Source organism: Dysosmobacter acutus (genome assembly GCF_018919205.1).
GTDB lineage: Bacteria > Bacillota > Clostridia > Oscillospirales > Oscillospiraceae > Oscillibacter > Oscillibacter acutus.
This window is the reverse complement of the sequence record NZ_JAHLQN010000001.1, coordinates 268229-285370: the sequence shown is the minus strand read 5'-3', so window position 1 is coordinate 285370 and position 17142 is coordinate 268229. Positions and strand designations below refer to the sequence as shown.

Sequence of the window (17142 nt, the reverse complement as noted above, 5' to 3'; positions counted from 1 at the left end):
CCCCGCTGCCATGCTCCTGAGCTGCGCGCGCAGGGCCTCCAGGTTGCTGCTGCAGAGAACCGGCAGGAAATCCGCCAGCCGATCCGGCTCAAACTCCCAACGGCTCAGGGCAAGCAGCAGGGAGATCAGCTCCCCATCAAACCGCTTTTTGATGGGCCTGGCCGAATTGCGCGTCCCGTAATGGTGAATTTATGCCTCAAACCGGCCGCGGATCAGGTGCCGTCCTTCCCAGACGGCCCGCTCTCCCTTGGCCACCACGCTCTCCACGGAGAAATCCTGACCGTAGATCACGAAGTCCGCGTCGGCGCCGGGGACCACGGAACCTTTGACGCCGCTTTTGTCCAGAACCCCTGCGGGGTTGGCAGTAACCAGGGTCAGCGCGTCCTCCAAAGGCAGCACCTCCTGACATACCAGGGCCTGGATCAGCTGGTGGAGCCCCCGGGGAGTGGAGTAGGTCAGACCGACGCACTCGCCCTTCTCATTGAACCGGGGCTGGCTGCCGTAGCCGTCGCTGGAGACAGTGAGGCCGGAAAGGGGCATGCCCTGCTCCAGGCAGTAGCGGATGTGACCGGCCAGGGTGACGTTTTCCTCCATGGTGCCGCCGGCGGTAAAGTCCATGGTTCCGCCCATCTTCACCAGGCGGATGCCGTCGTCCATCAGTTCTCTGCCGCGGAAGTTCATGTGGGTGGGCAGGAAGGTCTTGGCGGGCACATCGGAGTGGTCCAGGGCATAGAACACGGGGTCCAGCCGGCCTTTGCCGCTGCCCATGTGCATGGTCAGCAGGCCGCAGCAGGGGGCCAGCAGCCCGGCGCGGCGGACCGCGGTGGCCAGGGCGATCAGATCCTCGCCCTGGGGGTTGGAACTGCGGTGGTCGGATACGGCGATCTTGGCGCCGATAATCTCGGGGATGAGCACCATATCCCGCTCCACGCTGCCGGTGAGGGTGGTGGTGGGCCAGCCGTAGGAGCCGGTGAGCATATAGCAGGTCAGCCCTTCCTCGGTCAATGCCCGGGTCTTGGCCAGCAGATTCTCCAAACTGCGGGAGATGCCGTCGGTGCCCAAAAGGCCCACCACGGTGGTGACGCCGCAGTCCAGCAAAGTGGAGATGGAGGCCTCCGGCGTCCGGGAGGCCGGCCCCTGCTCACCGCCGCCGCCGGTCACGTGGACATGGAGGTCGATATAGCCGGGCACCAGGCGCTTTCCGCCCAGGTCAAAGCGCTCCACATCCGGGGCGCTGTCATAGTCCGTGATGGCGTCGTCGATGCGCGCGATGCGGCCGCCCTCCACAAGAATATCTTTTTTCCCAAGGTGAGATGGCGCATAGACATCGGCGTTTTGGAACAGTTTCAAGCTTGTTTCCTCCTATTCAAATGTACCCCTGACCAGAAGCTGTCCCCTTTGGAGCATAACGCGTCCGCGGGCGACCACGGTGGAGAGGGTAAAGTCGGGATTGAGCAGCAGAAGGTCGGCGTCGGAGCCGGGGCGCAGCGCGCCCTTGGCCGGATACAGGCCGTTGGCCTCCGCCACGTTCCGGGTGCACACGCCAAGGGCCGTCTCAAGAGGGACAGCCTGCTCCGTGACGGCGGCGCGCAGCTCCTCAAGCAAAGAGGACTGGGGGACCACCAGCAGCCGCCGGACATGGCCCTGCTCATCGTGGACCGCCATGGAGCCGTTGCCGTCGGAGCTCATGGTCACATGGCTCATGGGCACGCCGCCCTCCAGGCACAGCCGGATGGCCGCGGCGGGGGAGACGCAGCCTTCAAACCCGTCGCAGGCCCGAATGCCAGAGGTCAGGTCGATATAACCGCCCTGTTTGGCAAAGGCCATGCCCTCCTCCATCAGCCGGGCGGAGCGGTTGACGTGGGTGGGGATCAGGTGGCGGGCCGGAATCTCCGTCTCGTCCAGAAGGCGGAAGAGCATGGAGAGGCCCGCCTCCCCCACACCCATGTGGAACTGCACCACGCCGGCCTTGCCGGAGAGCATGCCGCCCAGGCGCGCCTGGGTCACCAGGCGCTTGAGCTCGCTGAGAGTGGGCTGGGAGCTGCGGTGGTCCGAAAGTGCGATCTCCCCCACGCCTAACACCTTGTCGACAAGGATGATGTCCCGGCGGACGTCCCCGGTCATGGTGTGCACCGGCAGCTCGTAGGAGCCGGTGAGCATATAGGCGCTGATGCCCTCGGCCTCCAGGGCCCGGACCTTAGCCAGCAGACTTTCGCCGTGGCGGGAGGTGCCGTCGGTGCCCAGTACGCCGATGACCGTGGTGACACCGGAGCTGATGACGGTGGAGAGCTGTACCTCCGGGGTGCGGCTGTAGGGACCCGCCTCGCCGCCGCCTCCAATGGCGTGGAGATGCTGGTCCACCAGACCCGGGCAGGCGATGAGCCCGGAGGCGTCGATCTCCTCCACCTTCAGGGCGGAGCAGCTCAGGTCAATGTGCTCCTCCATGGCCAAAATGACGCCCTGGGCAATCAGCAGGTCCCGGACGCCGATGTGCTCAGGCGAATAGACGTCCGCGGAACGGATCAGGAGCATGGATCAGTCCTCCTTTGCCATTTCCTCCGGTGTCAGCTTTTTGATGCCGATGCCGGTGAAGCCGTAGAAGATGGCAAACAGGAATCCGGTATAGCACAGCACGGCCCAGGGCAGATACTCCAGGGTCTCCACGCCCAGGGTGGCGGTCATATAGGCGCCCGCCGCGGACCAGGGGACAATGGGCACGGCCACGGTGCCGGCGTCCTCCAGGGTGCGGGAGAGGTTGACCGCGGCCAGGCCCCGCTTCTTATAGGCGTCGCGGAACATCTCGCCGGGGATCAGGATGGAGAGATAGGAGTTGCCGGTGGTCAGGGCCATGGTTAGGCAGGCCACCACGGTGCTGGCGATCAAGCCGCCGGTGGACTTGACCACGCTCAGCAGGTTCTCCAGCACCACGTCCAGGCATCCGGCGCAGCTCATGATGCCGGCAAAGCAGAACGCACAGAAGACCAGCAGCGTGGTGGACATGATGCTGGTCATGCCGCCGCCGTTGATAAGGCGGGTGACCTCCCAGATGACGGCGGAGGGGTCAAAACCCTCTGCGGTGACCATGGAGACGTCGAAGCCGCCCACGGTGGAGGAGAGGATGTTGGCCAGGGAGATGTGCTGGAAGGCAAAGGCCATGACGCCCGCCACGGCCGAGGACCCTAACATGACGGGGATGGTGGGCAGCTTCATTACGGACCCGGCCAGAATGATGACGGCGGGCAGCAGCAGAAGGATGTTCCAGTTGTACATGGTGTCAAGGGTGGAGAGCATGGTCTCCACGGTCTCGGGGTTGGGCACGGCGGCAACGCCGGTGCCGGAGCCCACGATGGCGTAGACGATCAGGGAGACCACGGTGGCGGGGATGGTGGTCCAGAGCATGTGCTTGATGTGGCTGTAGAGCTCGCTGCCGGCGGCAATGGGCGCAAGGTTGGTGGTGTCGGACAGGGGGGAAAGCTTATCGCCGAAATAGGAGCCGGCAATGACGGCGCCGGCGGTGGCGGGTAGGGACACGTTCAGGCCGGAGGCAATGCCCATCAGGGCCACGCCCATGGTGCCCACGGAGCCCCAGGAAGTGCCGGTGACGATGGAGACAAGGGCGCAGATCAAAAACGCCGTGACCAGCAAAAACTTGGGGTTGACGATCTGGATGCCGTAGTAGATCATCATGGGAATGGTGCCGGAGGCCTTCCAGGTGCCGATGAGGGCGCCCACGGAAATCAGAATCAAAATGGCGGGCATGCCCTTGGCGATCTTATTGGAAATTTCATTGAGCATCTCGTCCCAGGTGCAGCCCACCCGGACAGCAATCAGGGCGGCAATGGCCGCCACCACAATCAGCAGCGGTTCAGTGGACCAGCCCTTCAATCCCTTGCCGTAAAACAGGATCACCAGCATGGCGATGATGGGGATCAGCGCTTCCAGCAGGGTGGGCTTGCGCTTCTGGCGGACTTTTTTCTCTTTCATGGCAATTCTCCTTTTCTCTTTGATCTATCATCAGAACTTGGGGCCGCAGCGCTCCGCGCGGCGCATTCTTTATTTAGCAAAATGCGTGCCAATTTATAAAAACCAGAAAAACAGGGAGTTGATAAAAGTTTGTCCTGATTATTTTAACTAAAGATAGACAATATCGGACAAAAAATGGTACAATCCAATGGGAGGGATGAAGATGAAACGCTTGACGATCCTGTTGCGGGACCAGGGGACCGCTCTTCACACCGGGAAGCAGATGCGGGAGATCTTCGGCGAGGTGGCCAGGGTGAAGGTGGTAATAGCCGGGCCCATGGTGGCGGAGGGCTCGGTGGACGCCGACCTGGTGGTGATTTCCCGCCAGATGGAGGAGTTGATCCGGTACGTTCGGCCCGGAACCCGGGTGCTGGTGGCGGACCGGGCGGTGAACCCGGATCAGGTGCGGCGGCTGTTTGCCCTCCCCGCCGACTCCGATGTACTGGTGGTGAACACCACCCGGGAGCTGACGGAGGAGGCTATCGAGCAGATGGAACTCTATGAGGTGGAGGGGCTGCGCTACCACCCCTATTACCCGGGGATCCGGGAGTACCGGAAAAACTGCCCGTATGCGATCACCTTTGGGGAGATGGACGCGGTGCCGCCGGGAGAGTACCGCTCCGTGACGGACCTCCACAGCCGCTTGCTCAGCATGGAGGCCTGCGTCCTTATTGCCAGGGAGCTGGGTCTCTATGAGCAGCTGCGTGGAACGCTGACCGCCGGAAACATCCGTCCGATGATCCGGCTGACCCAGGATTTGGCGAAACTCCATATCAAGTATGCCCATACTTCCGAGGATTTACAAAAAATTATCGCCCTGATGGAGGACGGCGTCCTGGTGCTGGATCAGCAGATGCGCCCGATTTTCATCAATCCCATGGCAGAGAAGATGCTGGGATCCGGGGAAGGCCGCCTGCGGGCCCTGGTGGAGGAGCTGCGCGCCCACGGGGAGGATCCGCACTTTTTCCACCGCACCGGCAGCGACAGCTATTATGTGGAGCGGATATCCTCCTCCGGCGGCCGGGAGCGGACCACCATTGTTATGCTGCGGGATGTGAAGAAGATTGAGCGCATCGAAAACAGCTACCGCCGGGCCCTGACGGAAAAGGGGCTGGCGGCCAAATATGAGTTTAAAGACATCATCTACCGCTCAGCGGCCATGGGAGAGCTGATTCAAACCGCCCGGGAGTTTGCCCGGGGGGAGTCCACCGTGTTCCTCCACGGGGAGTCGGGCAGCGGCAAGGAGCTGCTGGCCCAGGCCATCCACAACGCATCGCCCAGGCGGAACGGGGCGTTTGTAGCGGTGAACTTCGCCTCCATCTCCCTTTCTCTCAGCGAGTCGGAGCTGTTCGGCTACGCCGACGGCGCCTTCACCGGCGCCCGGCGGGGCGGCAGAAAGGGGCTTTTTGAGCTGGCACACAAGGGCACGATTTTTCTTGATGAGATCGGCGATGCGCCGCTGGAGCTGCAGAAAAAGCTGCTTCGGGTCATTCAGGAGCGGAAGGTGCTTCCGGTGGGAGGGAGCAAGCTGATTCCCGTGGACGTGCGGATCATCGCCGCCAGCAATCAGGACATGGGGGCGCTGGTGGAGCGCCGGGAGTTCCGGGAGGACCTGTACTACCGGCTCAATGTGCTGCCGCTGTATCTGCCGCCGCTGCGGCGCAGGAGGGAGGACATCCTCCCCCTGTTCTCTCACTTCCTGAAGGAGTTCCGTGTGGACGGCGGGGAGCTTTCCCGGCAGGTCCGGACGGAGATAGAGGACTACCCCTGGCCGGGCAATGTGCGGGAGCTGCGCAATGTGGCGGAGTATGTCTCCAACTTTGCCCGCTTCGACCCCAATTGGCCGGACCGGCTTCCCGGCGTACTCCACCCCCTCTCCCACTCGGACGGGGCGCGGGAGGCGCAGGAAGGGCAGGGGACGCAGGAGGCACAGCAGGAGACGGACGATCCCCGGAGCGTCCGGGCGGTGCTGGAGCTGCTGGACCGCCCGCCCTACCGATTCTCCCGCCAGGTCCTGACCCGGGAGCTGGCGGAAGAGTATGGACTGTCCCTCAGCGAGAGCCAGGTCAAGGGCCTGGTGGGCCGGCTGAAGGACAGGGGCCTTGTAAACGCGGTGACCGGGCGGGGAACTTTTTTGCAGGCTGCGGGCCAGGAGCTGCTCCGCCGCTGGAGGGCCCGGGAGAAGCAGCTTTGAGCCTGGGGCAAAACCTCTTTTGTCCCGGAGAGCGCTTTTTAAGGCGCGGACCGGATGGAAGAGGGGGACAAAAGCGGCAAAAAGAGAAGGAGCGGCGTTCTCGCCGCTCCTTTTTTGCATGTCCGCAGGAAGTGCTCAATATATTATAAGGTATCGTTGTCCCACGGTTCACCGGAGTCGCCGCTGAGCGGATCGGAGCTGCCGTATCCCCGGCCCACGCCGCTGCTGGCCTTGGCCAGCTCATAGTAGCCCAGGTTGGTGGTGATCAGATAGGGGCGGACCCACAGGGCCACCAAGCCGGAGAGCACGCCGCAGATCACCGTCAGCACCGGCAGGGACAGAGGCATCGCCACATCATTCAAGATCATGCTGTTGACCACGGTATAGGGCAGCGTCATCAAAAAGCCCCATCCGATGAAGGAGAGGTCCAGCGTCAGAAGGGACAGCTTATAGCCGCTGGTCTGGCGTTTGCTCATATTCAGGGCGTCAAAGGCGCTGAGAGACGGGTCCTCACAGAGATTGTAAAAGGCAAAGCGGTAGCGGTACATAGCCACAATACCGGGGAAAAAGAACAGCATGGACCACAGGGAGATGAAGACGCCCTCTGCAAGAAACAGCAGGATGATCTTTCCCACAAAGGAGAATCCGTCAAAAAGAGTGGACAGCTCCATGTGCACGCTGTGGCGCACGCCAAGGCAGTAGACGGTCAGCCCCATGCCCAATACAAGCTCCACCAGATAGACAAAAATGGTGATGAAGGTGGGCAGCATCCCGGCGCCTGAGAGCACCGCCATGGCGCCTCCGGAAACCACACTGTCCAGTGTATCCAGCCCCAGGCAGATGGCAAGATACAGCGCCGTGATGGCAATGGGGGAGACGCTGGCCCCCTGGAGAATGGACTTGGCTTCCTCTTTCAGACGGCGACGATCAATGTACATGAAAACCTCCTGTGCCCGCGGCGGGCAGCTCTCTTATTCAGCGGCGGCACGGTTCCGGCGCCGCGCAAACAGTATCTGTTTCCTGGTAGCGTATCACAGATTGGGGGAAATGGCAAGACATGTTTCGAAAGGTAAAATTTGAAATCTTACCGGAAAAGTGGAGGAAGAAAAGGATTGTCTGTTACAAAAAATGTGACAAAAGTTTCACGAATCCGACAGGAAATCGCCGGAAACGTATGGACAACCACCTGAAATTGGTGTATGATTTAGCACAGTATGGGGCAGCGTGGCTGCCCAGGAGAAAAATGAGGTGAAGACAATGGCACAAGCTTTCTTTGGCGGCGTTCATCCCCACGACATGAAGGCCGCTACCAATGAAAAGGCCATCGAACAGCTGCCCGCCCCGGCAGAAGTGGTGATTCCCATGTCGATGCACTTTGGTGCACCGTGCACGCCGCTTGTCAAGGCTGGAGACCGCGTGAAGATTGGCCAGAAGATCGGTGAGTTCCACGGCTTGGGAGCCCCGATCCATGCCAGCGTTTCCGGTACGGTCAGGGCTGTGGAGCCCCGCCCCTATTCCATGGGCGGCGACATCACGTCCGTAATCATCGAAAACGATTTTCAGGACGAGATCAGCGAAGAGGTCCACGCTCCGGCGGACCCGGAGGCTCTCAGCGTGGACGAGATGGTGGAGATCGTCAAGAACGCGGGCATCGTGGGCATGGGCGGCGCCACGTTCCCCACCCACGTCAAGATTTCCGGCGGACTGGGCAAGGTGGATACCGTTATCATCAACGGCGCCGAGTGCGAGCCCTACATCACCGGCGACCACCGGGCCATGCTGGAGCGGCCGGAGGAGATCATCGGCGGCGCCGCCTATCTGGCCAGAATGTTCGGTGTGGACAAGGTGGTCATCGGCGTGGAGGACAACAAGCAAAACGGCATCGACGCCATGAATAAGGTCATCTCGGAGAAGAAGGCCCCCGTGGTGGTGGAGTCCCTGCGCTGCCGCTATCCCCAGGGCGGTGAAAAACAGCTCTGTCAGGCCATCACCGGCAAGCAGGTGCCCCCGGGAGGACTGCCCTCCAATATCGGCTGCGCCGTGTTCAATATCAACACCACCTGCGCCATCTACCGGGCCATCACCACCGGTATGCCCGTGGTGAGGAAGGTGGTTACCGTCTCCGGCTCCGGCGTGGTGGAGCCCAAGAACTTGGAGTGCCCCATCGGCACGCCGGTATCCAAACTCTTTGATGCCTGCGGTGGGCTGAAGGACGGCACCTATAAGATCATCGCCGGCGGCCCCATGATGGGTATGGCCCAGTATACCGCGGACATCTCCGTGGCCAAGGGCACCGGCTCCGTCCTGGCCTTTTGCGAGGACGAGGAGCAGACCGTGGAGAATCCCCAGTGCATCCGCTGCGGCAAGTGTGTGGACGCCTGTCCGGTGCACCTTGAGCCCCTCTTTTTATATCAGTATGCTGCCAAGGGCATGGTGGATGAGCTGAACGAGGCCAACATCATGGACTGCATGGAGTGCGGCGCCTGCGCCTACGTCTGCCCCGCCCGCATGCATCTGACCCACATGTTCAAAACCGGCAAGCAGCTGGTGAAGAACAAGGCTGCCGCCGAGCGGGCTGCCGCCGAGGCGGCCAAGAAGGCCGCGGAAGAGAAGAAGGAGGCGTAAACAAATGACAGACTACAAAAATTTGAAGCTGATTGCGACTTCTTCTCCCCACATCCGCTCCGCTGAGAACACCAAGTCCATCATGCTGGATGTGATCATCGCCATGATCCCCGCCCTGGCCTTCGCCGTTTACAATTTCGGCTGGGGCGCGCTGACGCTGACCGCAATCAGCGTGATCGGCTGTATATTCTGGGAGTGGGCCTACCGCAAGGTGCTGAAGAAGCCCCAGTCCATCGGCGACCTGTCCGCTGTGGTCACCGGTATGCTCATCGCGTTCGTGTGCCCCCCCCCCACCCCCTATTGGATGATCCTCATCGGGGACTTCTTCTCCATCGTGGTGGTCAAGCAGCTTTTCGGCGGCATCGGCAAGAACTTCATCAACCCCGCCCTGGCCGGCCGGGCCTTTTTGCTGGGCAGCTATGCCAGCGTCATGACCACCTGGATTGCCCCCGGCTCCAAGTTGGGCATTTTTGGCTCTGCGGCGGACGCCGTGACCGCCGCCACCCCCATGAAGTACCTCCACGGCGGTGATCTCGAGGGCCTGAAGGCGGCCGGAGTCAGCATCAACGACATGTTCGTGGGCACCATCGGCGGCTCCTTGGGCGAGGTCTCCGCGCTGATGCTGCTGTTGGGCGGCGTGTACCTGATCATCCGCAAGGTAATCACCTGGCACACCCCTGTGGCTTACATCGGCACCGTGGCCGTGCTGACCTATCTCTTCCCCAAGGGCGGCAGCGCCATGGAGTGGATGCTCTACAACATTTTGGGCGGCGGACTGATGTTGGGCGCCTTTTTCATGGCCACCGACTACGCCACCTCGCCCGTCACCCACAAGGGACAGCTGATCTTCGGCATCGGCTGCGGACTGTTCACTGTGTTTATCCGTTATTTCGGCTCCTACAACGAAGGCGTCTGCTACTCCATTATGGTTATGAACCTGCTGGTGGCCCTGATTGACAAGAACGTCAAGCCCGCTCGTTTTGGCGTCGTGAAATCCGACAAGAAGAAGGAGGCGGCTGCAAAATGAGTGCGCAAGTCAAAGAAAAAGTGGACATGGATCCCAAGTACCTCATCAAGCTGACCGTGACGCTGCTGGTCACCTGCATCATCGTGGCGGGCCTTCTGGGCCTGGTCAACAGCGTGACCAAGGGGCCCATTGAGCAGATCAATCTGGAAAAGACCAATGCGGCGCTGTCCTCTGTGTTCCAGAGCGCGTCCGCCCCTGAGTTCCCCAAGATGGAACTCACCGACGATATGAAAGGGGCGGTCGCCGCCACCGGCGCCACGCTGAAGGAGGTCTATGAGGCCAAGGACGGCGGCGCGCTGATCGGCCATGCCTTTAAGGTGGTGGCCTCCGGCTCCCAGGGCAACATTGAAATGGTGGTCGGCGTGGACGCCGAGGGCGCCGTCACCGGCGTATCCATTGTGAACCACTCTGAAACCTCCGGCATCGGCACCAAGGTCATGGACAACGAAAACGGCGTCCTTGATCAGTTCGCCGGAAAGAACGCCGCGGACGGCCAGCTTGAGGTGGGGGCCAACGTGGACGCCATCTCCGGCGCCACCGTGTCCAGCAGAGGCGTCACCACCGGCGTCAACGGCGCGCTGGCCGCGGCCGGCCAGATCGGCTGAGAGAGGGGAGTGGAATCATGAATTTTAAAAAGCAGTTTAAAGAGGGTCTGATTACCAACAACCCCGTCCTGGTCCAGGTTTTGGGCATGTGTTCCGCCATGGCCATCACCACGTCCTTTATGAACGGCCTGGGCATGGGCGTCAGCGTGCTTATCATTCTGACGCTCTCCAACATCGTCATCGCCGCCATCCGCAAGGTGGTGCCTGACAAGATCCGCATCGCCATGTTCATCGTGGTCATCGCCGGATTTGTCACCTGCGTGGATCTGCTGCTCCAGGCCTTTTTGCCGGATGTGGCGAACTCCCTGGGCGTGTTCATCCCCCTGATCGTGGTGAACTGCATCATCCTGGGCCGCGCGGAGTCCTTTTCCTACAAAAACGGCGTGCTGGCCTCTGCGGTGGACGGCATCTGCCAGGGCATCGGCTACACCGCCGTGCTGATGATTATGAGCATTGTCCGCGAGCTGTTGGGCGCCGGCACCTTCGGCGCCGGGCTCTTAGGGCCTGAAGCCAAGGGCATTCAGATCCTGCCCGCCCAGTTTCCCGCTGGTATGCTGACGATGCCCGTGGGCGGCTTCCTGGTGCTGGGCTGCCTGATCGCGGCCATGCAGTGGGCGCTTGCCAAGTCCAAAAAGAAGGAGGAAAGCAAGTAATGGAATGGGAAAAACTTCTTTCCATCACACTGGGAGCAATCCTGGTCAATAACTTTATCTTCTCCCAGTTCTTAGGTATCTGCCCGTTCTTGGGCGTGTCCAAGAAAGTGGATACCGCCGTGGGCATGGGCATCGCCGTGACCTTCGTCATGGGCCTTGCATCCGCCATCACCTGGGCGGTGAACCAGTTCATCCTGGTGCGCTTTGACCTGATGTACATGCAGACCGTGGCCTTCATCCTGGTCATCGCCTCCCTGGTGCAGTTCATTGAGATGTTCCTGCAAAAGTCCATGCCCGCGCTGTATACCGCCCTGGGCATCTATCTGCCTCTGATCACCACCAACTGCGCGGTGCTGGGCGTTGCGCTGCTGAACATCCAGAACAACTACACCTTCATTGAATCTGTGGTCTACGGCATCACCGGCGGCTTGGGCTTCCTGCTGGCCATCGTGCTCTTTGCCAGCATCCGGGAGCGGCTGGTGTTCGCAGACTATCCCAAGGCGTTCGAGGGCTTTCCCATCGCCCTGATCACCGCAGGTCTGATGGCCCTGGCATTCATGGGCTTCTCCGGCCTGAAGGTCTGGTAAGGAGGCGCGTGATGAATATTTTAGCTGCAATTTTGGTGCTCGGCATCCTGGGCGCCGTATTTGGCCTGGTTCTGGCCGTGGCCTCCAAGGTGTTTGAGGTGAAAAAGGACCCCCGGCTGGAGGAAATCCTTGGTCACCTGGCGGGCGCCAACTGCGGCGGCTGCGGCTACCCCGGCTGCGGCGGCTGTGCCGCCGCCATTCTGGAGGGCAAGGCCCCTGTGACGGCCTGCGCCCCTGCCGGAGCGGAAAACGCCGCTGCCATTGCCCGGATCATGGGCCAGGAGGCTCCCTCCGGCGAGCGTCAGGTGGCCTTTGTCCGCTGCAACGGCGGCACCAACGCCAAGAAGCGCTTTGAGTACCGCGGCGTGCAGGACTGCCTTTCCGCCACCAAGGTGGCCGGCGGCTCTCTGGAGTGTAATTTTGGCTGCCTGGGCTTTGGCTCCTGCGTGGCTGCCTGCCAGTTTGACGCCATGCACATCGGAGCGAACGGAGCTGCCGTGGTGGACAGCGACAAGTGCACGGGCTGCATGGCCTGCGCCGCCGCCTGCCCCCGGAAGCTGATCACCTCCGTTCCCGCTTCCAAAAAGGTCCATGTGGCCTGTGCCAACCAGGATAAGGGCAAGGCCGCCATGAGCGTCTGCTCCAATTCCTGCATTGGCTGCGGCCTGTGCCAGAAGGAGTGTAAGTTCGGCGCCATCAATGTGACGAACGGCGTGGCGGTCATCGACTACGATAAGTGCAAGGGCTGCAAGATCTGTACCAAGGTCTGCCCCCGGGACGCCATACTGCCCATCGCCTCCGCGGAGGAGAAGGAAAAGTACAAGGCCATTAAGAAGGCCCAGGCGGAAAAGGCCAGGGCTGCCGCAGAGGCAGCGCCTGCCGCCAAGTCCTGACCGTTGTCTGAAAAGCACCCGGCTTTCCGCCGGGTGCTTTTTTTTGTTCAGGGGTTGCAATTTGACGGTGCTGAGCTATAATAGACTGCAACAAGGCAGAGTAGGAAAGCATGTGTAAGTCCTCACAAGGACCAGTGCCGGTGAGACGGGGAGTTGTTCACCGGACGAAAAGACTTGATCTGCAGTATGCTTTCCGCATCCCGCTGCCGCATATGAGAGATGTGGTGGCGCCTTCCTCTGTGCGGTTTTCCGGATTCCGGACTGCCAAATTCACACAGAAGGAAGGTATTTTTATGCTCATTCGCGAAAAACATCTCTTCGCCTCCCCCCTGTCCAAGGGCTATTGGACGGAGGCCGCGGTCAGCCTGAGGGACCTTCGGTGCATGCTGTTTGCGGCACTGATGATCGCCGCATGCATCGTGCTCTCCCGGTTTAAGATTCCCATGGGGGAAAACCTCAGCATCAGCATCACGTTTTTGGCCAGGGCTCTGTGCTCTTTGGTCTACGGGCCGTTGGGCTGCCTTATTTTTGCCGCCGCCGAGGATACGCTGAGCTTTTTCGTCAGCTCCGGCGGTTACCCCTACTTCCCCGGCTATATGCTCACCACCATGATGGGCTGCTACATCTACGCTCTGTTTTTCTATCGCTCCAAGATCACCGTGAAGCGTATCATCCTGGCCAAGGTGCTGACCAATATTCAGAATGTGCTGCTGGGCTCGCTCTGGAGTGCCATCCTCTACTCCAAGGGCTATCTCTTTTACATGACTGCCAGTCTGGTGAAAAATGTTCTGTACCTCCCCGTACAGATTCTTCTGATGGTCATGCTCTTCCAGCTGCTGCTGCCGGCCATGCAGCGCCAGCACCTGATTCCCGCCCAAATGGAGGGCGACCGCATCCCTTGGTAAAGCCAACCGGCCGCCAACCGGTGAAAAAAGCTCCTCTGCCGCATCAAGCGGCAAGGGAGCTTTTTTGATGTGATGGGAGGGAAAAGGGTTATTGGGAACCCTCCCGGATGCCGCGCCATACCGTCTCCGGCGTGATGGGAAGGGAGGCGCAGGATACGCCAACCGCCTGAAAGACCGCGTCCGCAATGGCGGGGCAGGGCGTGTTGATGACCACCTCGCCGATGGATTTTGCCCCAAAGGGGCCGGTTGGTTCCCAATCCGGCTCAAAGGCAATCCGGATGGGAGGCGCGTCGGGCCGGACGGGAATCTTGTACTGCAAAAAGGAGTTGGTGCGCAGCTTTCCCTCAGGCGAACAGCTGACGGCTTCATAAAGGGCCATCCCGATCCCCTGCAGAATCCCCCCCTGGGCCTGCACCGTGGCCAGGGCCGGGTTGATGACCGTCCCGCAGTCCACTACCCCAAGAAAGTCGGTTACAGAGACTTTTCCCGTGGCCGTATCTACCTCCACTTCTGCAAAGCCGGCCATCAGGGGGGGCGCCGAATAGGTGCAGCAGTGCTGGGCGGTGGCAGTGAGGAAACGGCAGTCCGGCCGCAGAACCAGTTGGGCGCCCAACTGTTGGAGGCTCAGCCGGCGGGAGGGGTCGCTCCGCTCAAAGACACCGCCTTCGTCCAGATCACAGCGCTCCGGTAAAAGATTCAGGCGCCGGCTCCCCTCCTCCAACAGCTGCTCTTTCAGCGCGGAGGCCGCCTTGACCACGGCCTGACCGGTGACATAGGTGGTGCTGGAGGCGTAGGAGCCCTTATCATAAGGGGAGTGGTCGGTGTCCACGCCCTCGGTGACCACTTGGTCGACGGAGCAGTTCAGCACTTCCGCCGCCATCTGGGCCAGAATGGTGTCGCAGCCGGTGCCGATGTCTGTGGCGCCGATGTGAAGGGTGTAGTAGCCGTTGTCATTTAAGTGCACCGTGGCGCAGCAGACGTCCTTCATGGGCACGCCCGAGCCCTGCATGGTAACGGCCATGCCGGCTGCCCGGACCTTTCCGCCGCCGACGCTGCGGGCATGGCGGCGCTCGTCCCAGCGGAACAGGCGCTTTCCGGTCTCAATGCACCGGTCCAGGCCGCTGCTTTGCAGCACGTCACCGAAATAGGCCGGCATCACCTCTCCGGCGTGGGGGATGTTTTTCAGCCGCAGCTCCGCCGGGTCCAGGCCCAGGGCATGGGCCACGCGGTTTGCCATGCTTTCCACGGCAAAGCATCCCTGGGTGGCGCCAAAGCCCCGGCAGGCTCCGGCGGGCATGGTGTTGGTGTAGACAAAATCAGCCCGGTGGCGAAAGGCGGCGTGGGCGTACAGGGGAATGGTTTTGTGGCCCACCAGCAAGCTGGTGGGGAAGGACTGCTCCCCGTAGGCGCCGCCGTTGCCCAGGGCGTAGAGCTCGATGGCCCGGACCACGCCGTCCCGGGTGGCGCCCATCTTCACCTGAAGCCGCATCTGGTGGCGGCTGTTGGAGGCGGTAAAGCACTCCCGCCGGGTGAAAACCAGCTTGGCGGGGCGGCCCGTGGCCACGGTGACTGCGGCGGCCAAGAGCTCCGAGACGATGGACTGCTTTGCGCCGAAGCCTCCGCCCACCCGCGGCTTGATCACCCGGACCCGGGACTGGGGCAGGCCCAGAGCCGCCGCGGCAATGCGGCGGATGTGGAAAGGCACCTGGGTGGAGCTGACAATGGTCAGCCTTCCCTGATAATCAAAGTAGCAGCAGGTGCGAAAGGTCTCCATCATGGCGTGGGCGGCGGCCTGGGTGTAGAAGGTGTCCTCCAGAATCAGGTCACAGTCCTCAAACGCCCTGTCCACATCACCGTACTCCGCGCTGTGGCTGCACAGGAGATTTCGTTTTACGTCGCCGCCGATGGGGACGTTGTTGTGGTAATCCGCCTCCGGATGCACCACCACGGGCGCGTCCAGGGCCTGCTCGAAATCCAGCACGGCGGGAAGCACCTTATATTGCACCCGGATTCGGCGCAGCGCGGCTTCCGTCGCCTGTTCCGTCTCCGCCGCAACAATGGCCACTGGATCGCCCACATAACGCACCCGGTCCTCCAGGATGTAGCGGTCATAGGGCGAGGATTCCGGCGCGCACTGCCCGGCATAGGTGCAGCGTATTTTGGGAAGATCGGCGTGGGTCAGGACGCAGACCACACCCGGAACCGCAAAAGCGGCGGTGGAGTCAATGGAGCGGATGAGCGCGTGGGCATGGGGGCTGCGAAGGACTTTGACCCACAGGCTACCTGACGGAGAGAGATCGTCCGTATAGGAGGCCGTGCCGCAGGTCAGGGCCGCGGCGTCCTTTTTCCGGCAGGACTGGTTTACCGTCTTCACAGCCGATTCCCCCTTTCCCGGTGCAGATACCGGCGGATGGCGGTCAGCTGGCCGGCGTAACCGGAACAGCGGCAGAGGTTCCCCGCCAAATAGGTGCTGATTTCACTATCGTCGGCGCCGGGGTTTTCCCGCTCCAGGGCCAGTACCGTCATAATGAGGCCGGGACTGCAGTAGCCGCACTGCTCGGCGCCCTCCCTGGAGAGAAACCGGCCCACCTCCTCAGCTTCTTCCCGCACGCCTTCGATGGTGGTGACAGAGGCGCCGGCCGCCCGGGCCGCGGGATAGGAACAGGAGAGGACGGGAATGCCGTCCACCCAGACCGTGCACGCGCCGCAGCTTCCGGTGTCGCAGCCCTCCTTGGAGCCCATCAGGCCCCGGCTTCGCAGATAGTCCAGCAAAGAGGCCCCGGGGGCGATGTCCCCCTGCCAGGGCTGTCCGTTGACCGTGATCAAGATCCGCATGACATCTCCTCCTTCTGCGCCTGGATGCACCGCTCCACCAGCACCTGGCACAGTGCGGCGCGATACTGGGCGCTTCCCCGCAGGTTGGAGCCGAACCGCAGCTCCCGGGCTGCGGTTTCGGCCGCAAGCGGCGTTCCTGCTGCAAGCTGCTCCGCTGCCTTGGGAGCCAGTGCGGCCACGGCGGGCCGGGCGCCCACCGCGATGCGCCACCGCCCCAGCCGGCGGCCTACGGCGGCATTGAGAACAGGGAGGTCGGTGGCGGTGAGGCGAAAGGACGCAAAGGAGGCCCGGGCGTCCGCGGGGATGCGGACGGCAGTGAGCACATCCCGTTCCCCGTGCCGGAAGGTTTTCAGGAAGTCCTCCAGGGAAAGGCGCCCGGCCTGGCAAAGATCCACCTCCGCTTCCAGCGCCAGCAGCGCCGTGGCAAGGTCGGAAAAGCCGAACCGGCCGTAGAGACTGCCGCCAAGGGTGGCGCAGTTTCGAAACTGCACGCCCACAATGCCGGCGGTGCACTCAGCAAAGAGGGAGCCAAAGCGGCTGCGGAGCAGGGCGCTTCGTTCCAGCTGCCGCAGGGTGCAGCAGCCGCCGATGCGGAAAAATCCGTCCGCCTCCTCAATCTGGTCCAGGCCCAGGCGGCTTATATCCACCAGCGTCCCATAGGGGCGGCGCTCCAGCCGCAGCCAGCACCCGCCGCCGATGATCCGGTTGGCGGGGCTTTTTCGCACCAGGGCGCAGGCCTCCTCCACGGATTCGGCAAATACATATTCCCGGATAGATAACATGAAAGTCTCCTTT

Annotated in this window: 15 protein-coding genes and 1 riboswitch; of the genes, 8 read left to right on the top strand and 7 right to left on the bottom strand. The window is 62.0% G+C overall.

Annotation, left to right across the window (positions count from 1 at the left end):
- Positions 1–189 precede the first annotated feature (189 nt).
- From iadA (KQI82_RS01325) to nhaC, 3 genes are read right to left on the bottom strand one after another with little or no spacing between them, the layout of a single operon-like run.
- The gene (gene iadA, locus KQI82_RS01325; RefSeq protein WP_216557618.1) at positions 190–1350 is read right to left on the bottom strand and encodes a beta-aspartyl-peptidase; all 1161 of its coding nucleotides are present in this window, start codon (positions 1348–1350) and stop codon (positions 190–192) included.
- A 12-nt stretch (positions 1351–1362) separates the two neighbouring features.
- Positions 1363–2532 (bottom strand): beta-aspartyl-peptidase, encoded by a 1170-nt coding sequence (gene iadA, locus KQI82_RS01320; RefSeq protein WP_216557615.1) that lies wholly within the window; start codon positions 2530–2532, stop codon positions 1363–1365.
- Between the two features lie 3 nt (positions 2533–2535).
- A complete protein-coding gene (gene nhaC / locus KQI82_RS01315) occupies positions 2536–3984 on the bottom strand; it encodes a Na+/H+ antiporter NhaC (protein ID WP_216557612.1) in 1449 nt (482 codons plus the stop codon).
- A gap of 202 nt (positions 3985–4186) precedes the next feature.
- Here nhaC and KQI82_RS01310 point away from each other — a divergent pair, with 202 nt between their 5' ends.
- Positions 4187–6217 (top strand): sigma-54 interaction domain-containing protein, encoded by a 2031-nt coding sequence (locus KQI82_RS01310; RefSeq protein WP_216557609.1) that lies wholly within the window; start codon positions 4187–4189, stop codon positions 6215–6217.
- 143 nt (positions 6218–6360) lie between these two features.
- Here the strand turns inward: KQI82_RS01310 and KQI82_RS01305 are convergent, their stop codons facing one another.
- The gene (locus KQI82_RS01305) at positions 6361–7155 is read right to left on the bottom strand and encodes a DUF975 family protein (RefSeq protein ID WP_216557606.1); all 795 of its coding nucleotides are present in this window, start codon (positions 7153–7155) and stop codon (positions 6361–6363) included.
- Positions 7156–7474: 319 nt separating this feature from the next.
- Between KQI82_RS01305 and rsxC the strand changes: the two genes are divergently transcribed.
- From rsxC to KQI82_RS01270, 7 genes are all read left to right on the top strand, one after another.
- Positions 7475–8842: an electron transport complex subunit RsxC gene (rsxC, locus tag KQI82_RS01300; protein ID WP_216557603.1), complete on the top strand. Its 1368-nt coding sequence runs from the start codon at positions 7475–7477 to the stop codon at positions 8840–8842.
- Positions 8843–8846: 4 nt separating this feature from the next.
- The gene (locus KQI82_RS01295; protein WP_216557600.1) at positions 8847–9869 is read left to right on the top strand and encodes an RnfABCDGE type electron transport complex subunit D; all 1023 of its coding nucleotides are present in this window, start codon (positions 8847–8849) and stop codon (positions 9867–9869) included.
- Complete coding sequence (locus KQI82_RS01290; protein WP_216557597.1) at positions 9866–10474, top strand: RnfABCDGE type electron transport complex subunit G; 609 nt, start codon at positions 9866–9868, stop codon at positions 10472–10474. Before KQI82_RS01295 ends, KQI82_RS01290 begins: the two co-directional genes overlap by 4 nt.
- 17 nt (positions 10475–10491) lie before the next feature.
- Positions 10492–11127 carry an electron transport complex subunit RsxE gene (gene rsxE, locus KQI82_RS01285; protein ID WP_216557594.1) on the top strand — a complete coding sequence of 212 codons (636 nt, stop codon included), beginning with the start codon at positions 10492–10494 and terminating at the stop codon, positions 11125–11127.
- The gene (rsxA, locus tag KQI82_RS01280) at positions 11127–11714 is read left to right on the top strand and encodes an electron transport complex subunit RsxA (protein WP_216557591.1); all 588 of its coding nucleotides are present in this window, start codon (positions 11127–11129) and stop codon (positions 11712–11714) included. Before rsxE ends, rsxA begins: the two co-directional genes overlap by 1 nt.
- A gap of 11 nt (positions 11715–11725) precedes the next feature.
- The gene (locus KQI82_RS01275; RefSeq protein WP_216557588.1) at positions 11726–12607 is read left to right on the top strand and encodes an RnfABCDGE type electron transport complex subunit B; all 882 of its coding nucleotides are present in this window, start codon (positions 11726–11728) and stop codon (positions 12605–12607) included.
- Positions 12608–12701: 94 nt separating this feature from the next.
- Positions 12702–12815: riboswitch (THF riboswitch) on the top strand.
- Positions 12816–12900: 85 nt separating this feature from the next.
- Complete coding sequence (locus KQI82_RS01270) at positions 12901–13512, top strand: folate family ECF transporter S component (RefSeq protein WP_216557586.1); 612 nt, start codon at positions 12901–12903, stop codon at positions 13510–13512.
- Between the two features lie 88 nt (positions 13513–13600).
- On the opposite strand, the gene KQI82_RS01265 is transcribed toward KQI82_RS01270, so the two are convergent.
- Genes KQI82_RS01265 through KQI82_RS01255 form a run of 3 tightly spaced genes read right to left on the bottom strand, consistent with a single transcriptional unit; the run spans position 13601 to position 17129 of the window.
- On the bottom strand, positions 13601–15886 hold the full coding sequence (locus tag KQI82_RS01265; RefSeq protein ID WP_216557583.1) for a xanthine dehydrogenase family protein molybdopterin-binding subunit: 2286 nt from the start codon (positions 15884–15886) through the stop codon (positions 13601–13603).
- Positions 15883–16347, bottom strand: coding sequence for a (2Fe-2S)-binding protein (locus tag KQI82_RS01260; protein WP_216557580.1), 465 nt, complete (start codon positions 16345–16347; stop codon positions 15883–15885). The genes KQI82_RS01265 and KQI82_RS01260 overlap by 4 nt, the downstream gene beginning before the upstream one ends.
- Positions 16335–17129 carry an FAD binding domain-containing protein gene (locus tag KQI82_RS01255; protein WP_216557577.1) on the bottom strand — a complete coding sequence of 265 codons (795 nt, stop codon included), beginning with the start codon at positions 17127–17129 and terminating at the stop codon, positions 16335–16337. The genes KQI82_RS01260 and KQI82_RS01255 overlap by 13 nt, the downstream gene beginning before the upstream one ends.
- Positions 17130–17142: the final 13 nt, after the last annotated feature.

What these genes read in the sequence shown, in the direction of transcription:
- KQI82_RS01260 (WP_216557580.1), bottom strand. Translation starts at nt 16,347, where the DNA reads ATGCGGATCTTGATCACGGTCAACGGACAGCCCTGGCAGGGGGACATC.
- rsxC (WP_216557603.1), top strand. Translation starts at nt 7,475, where the DNA reads ATGGCACAAGCTTTCTTTGGCGGCGTTCATCCCCACGACATGAAGGCC.
- iadA (WP_216557615.1), bottom strand. Translation starts at nt 2,532, where the DNA reads ATGCTCCTGATCCGTTCCGCGGACGTCTATTCGCCTGAGCACATCGGC.
- KQI82_RS01310 (WP_216557609.1), top strand. Translation starts at nt 4,187, where the DNA reads ATGAAACGCTTGACGATCCTGTTGCGGGACCAGGGGACCGCTCTTCAC.
- KQI82_RS01255 (WP_216557577.1), bottom strand. Translation starts at nt 17,129, where the DNA reads ATGTTATCTATCCGGGAATATGTATTTGCCGAATCCGTGGAGGAGGCC.
- KQI82_RS01290 (WP_216557597.1), top strand. Translation starts at nt 9,866, where the DNA reads ATGAGTGCGCAAGTCAAAGAAAAAGTGGACATGGATCCCAAGTACCTC.
- KQI82_RS01270 (WP_216557586.1), top strand. Translation starts at nt 12,901, where the DNA reads ATGCTCATTCGCGAAAAACATCTCTTCGCCTCCCCCCTGTCCAAGGGC.
- rsxA (WP_216557591.1), top strand. Translation starts at nt 11,127, where the DNA reads ATGGAATGGGAAAAACTTCTTTCCATCACACTGGGAGCAATCCTGGTC.
- KQI82_RS01275 (WP_216557588.1), top strand. Translation starts at nt 11,726, where the DNA reads ATGAATATTTTAGCTGCAATTTTGGTGCTCGGCATCCTGGGCGCCGTA.
- rsxE (WP_216557594.1), top strand. Translation starts at nt 10,492, where the DNA reads ATGAATTTTAAAAAGCAGTTTAAAGAGGGTCTGATTACCAACAACCCC.
- KQI82_RS01305 (WP_216557606.1), bottom strand. Translation starts at nt 7,155, where the DNA reads ATGTACATTGATCGTCGCCGTCTGAAAGAGGAAGCCAAGTCCATTCTC.
- KQI82_RS01295 (WP_216557600.1), top strand. Translation starts at nt 8,847, where the DNA reads ATGACAGACTACAAAAATTTGAAGCTGATTGCGACTTCTTCTCCCCAC.
- nhaC (WP_216557612.1), bottom strand. Translation starts at nt 3,984, where the DNA reads ATGAAAGAGAAAAAAGTCCGCCAGAAGCGCAAGCCCACCCTGCTGGAA.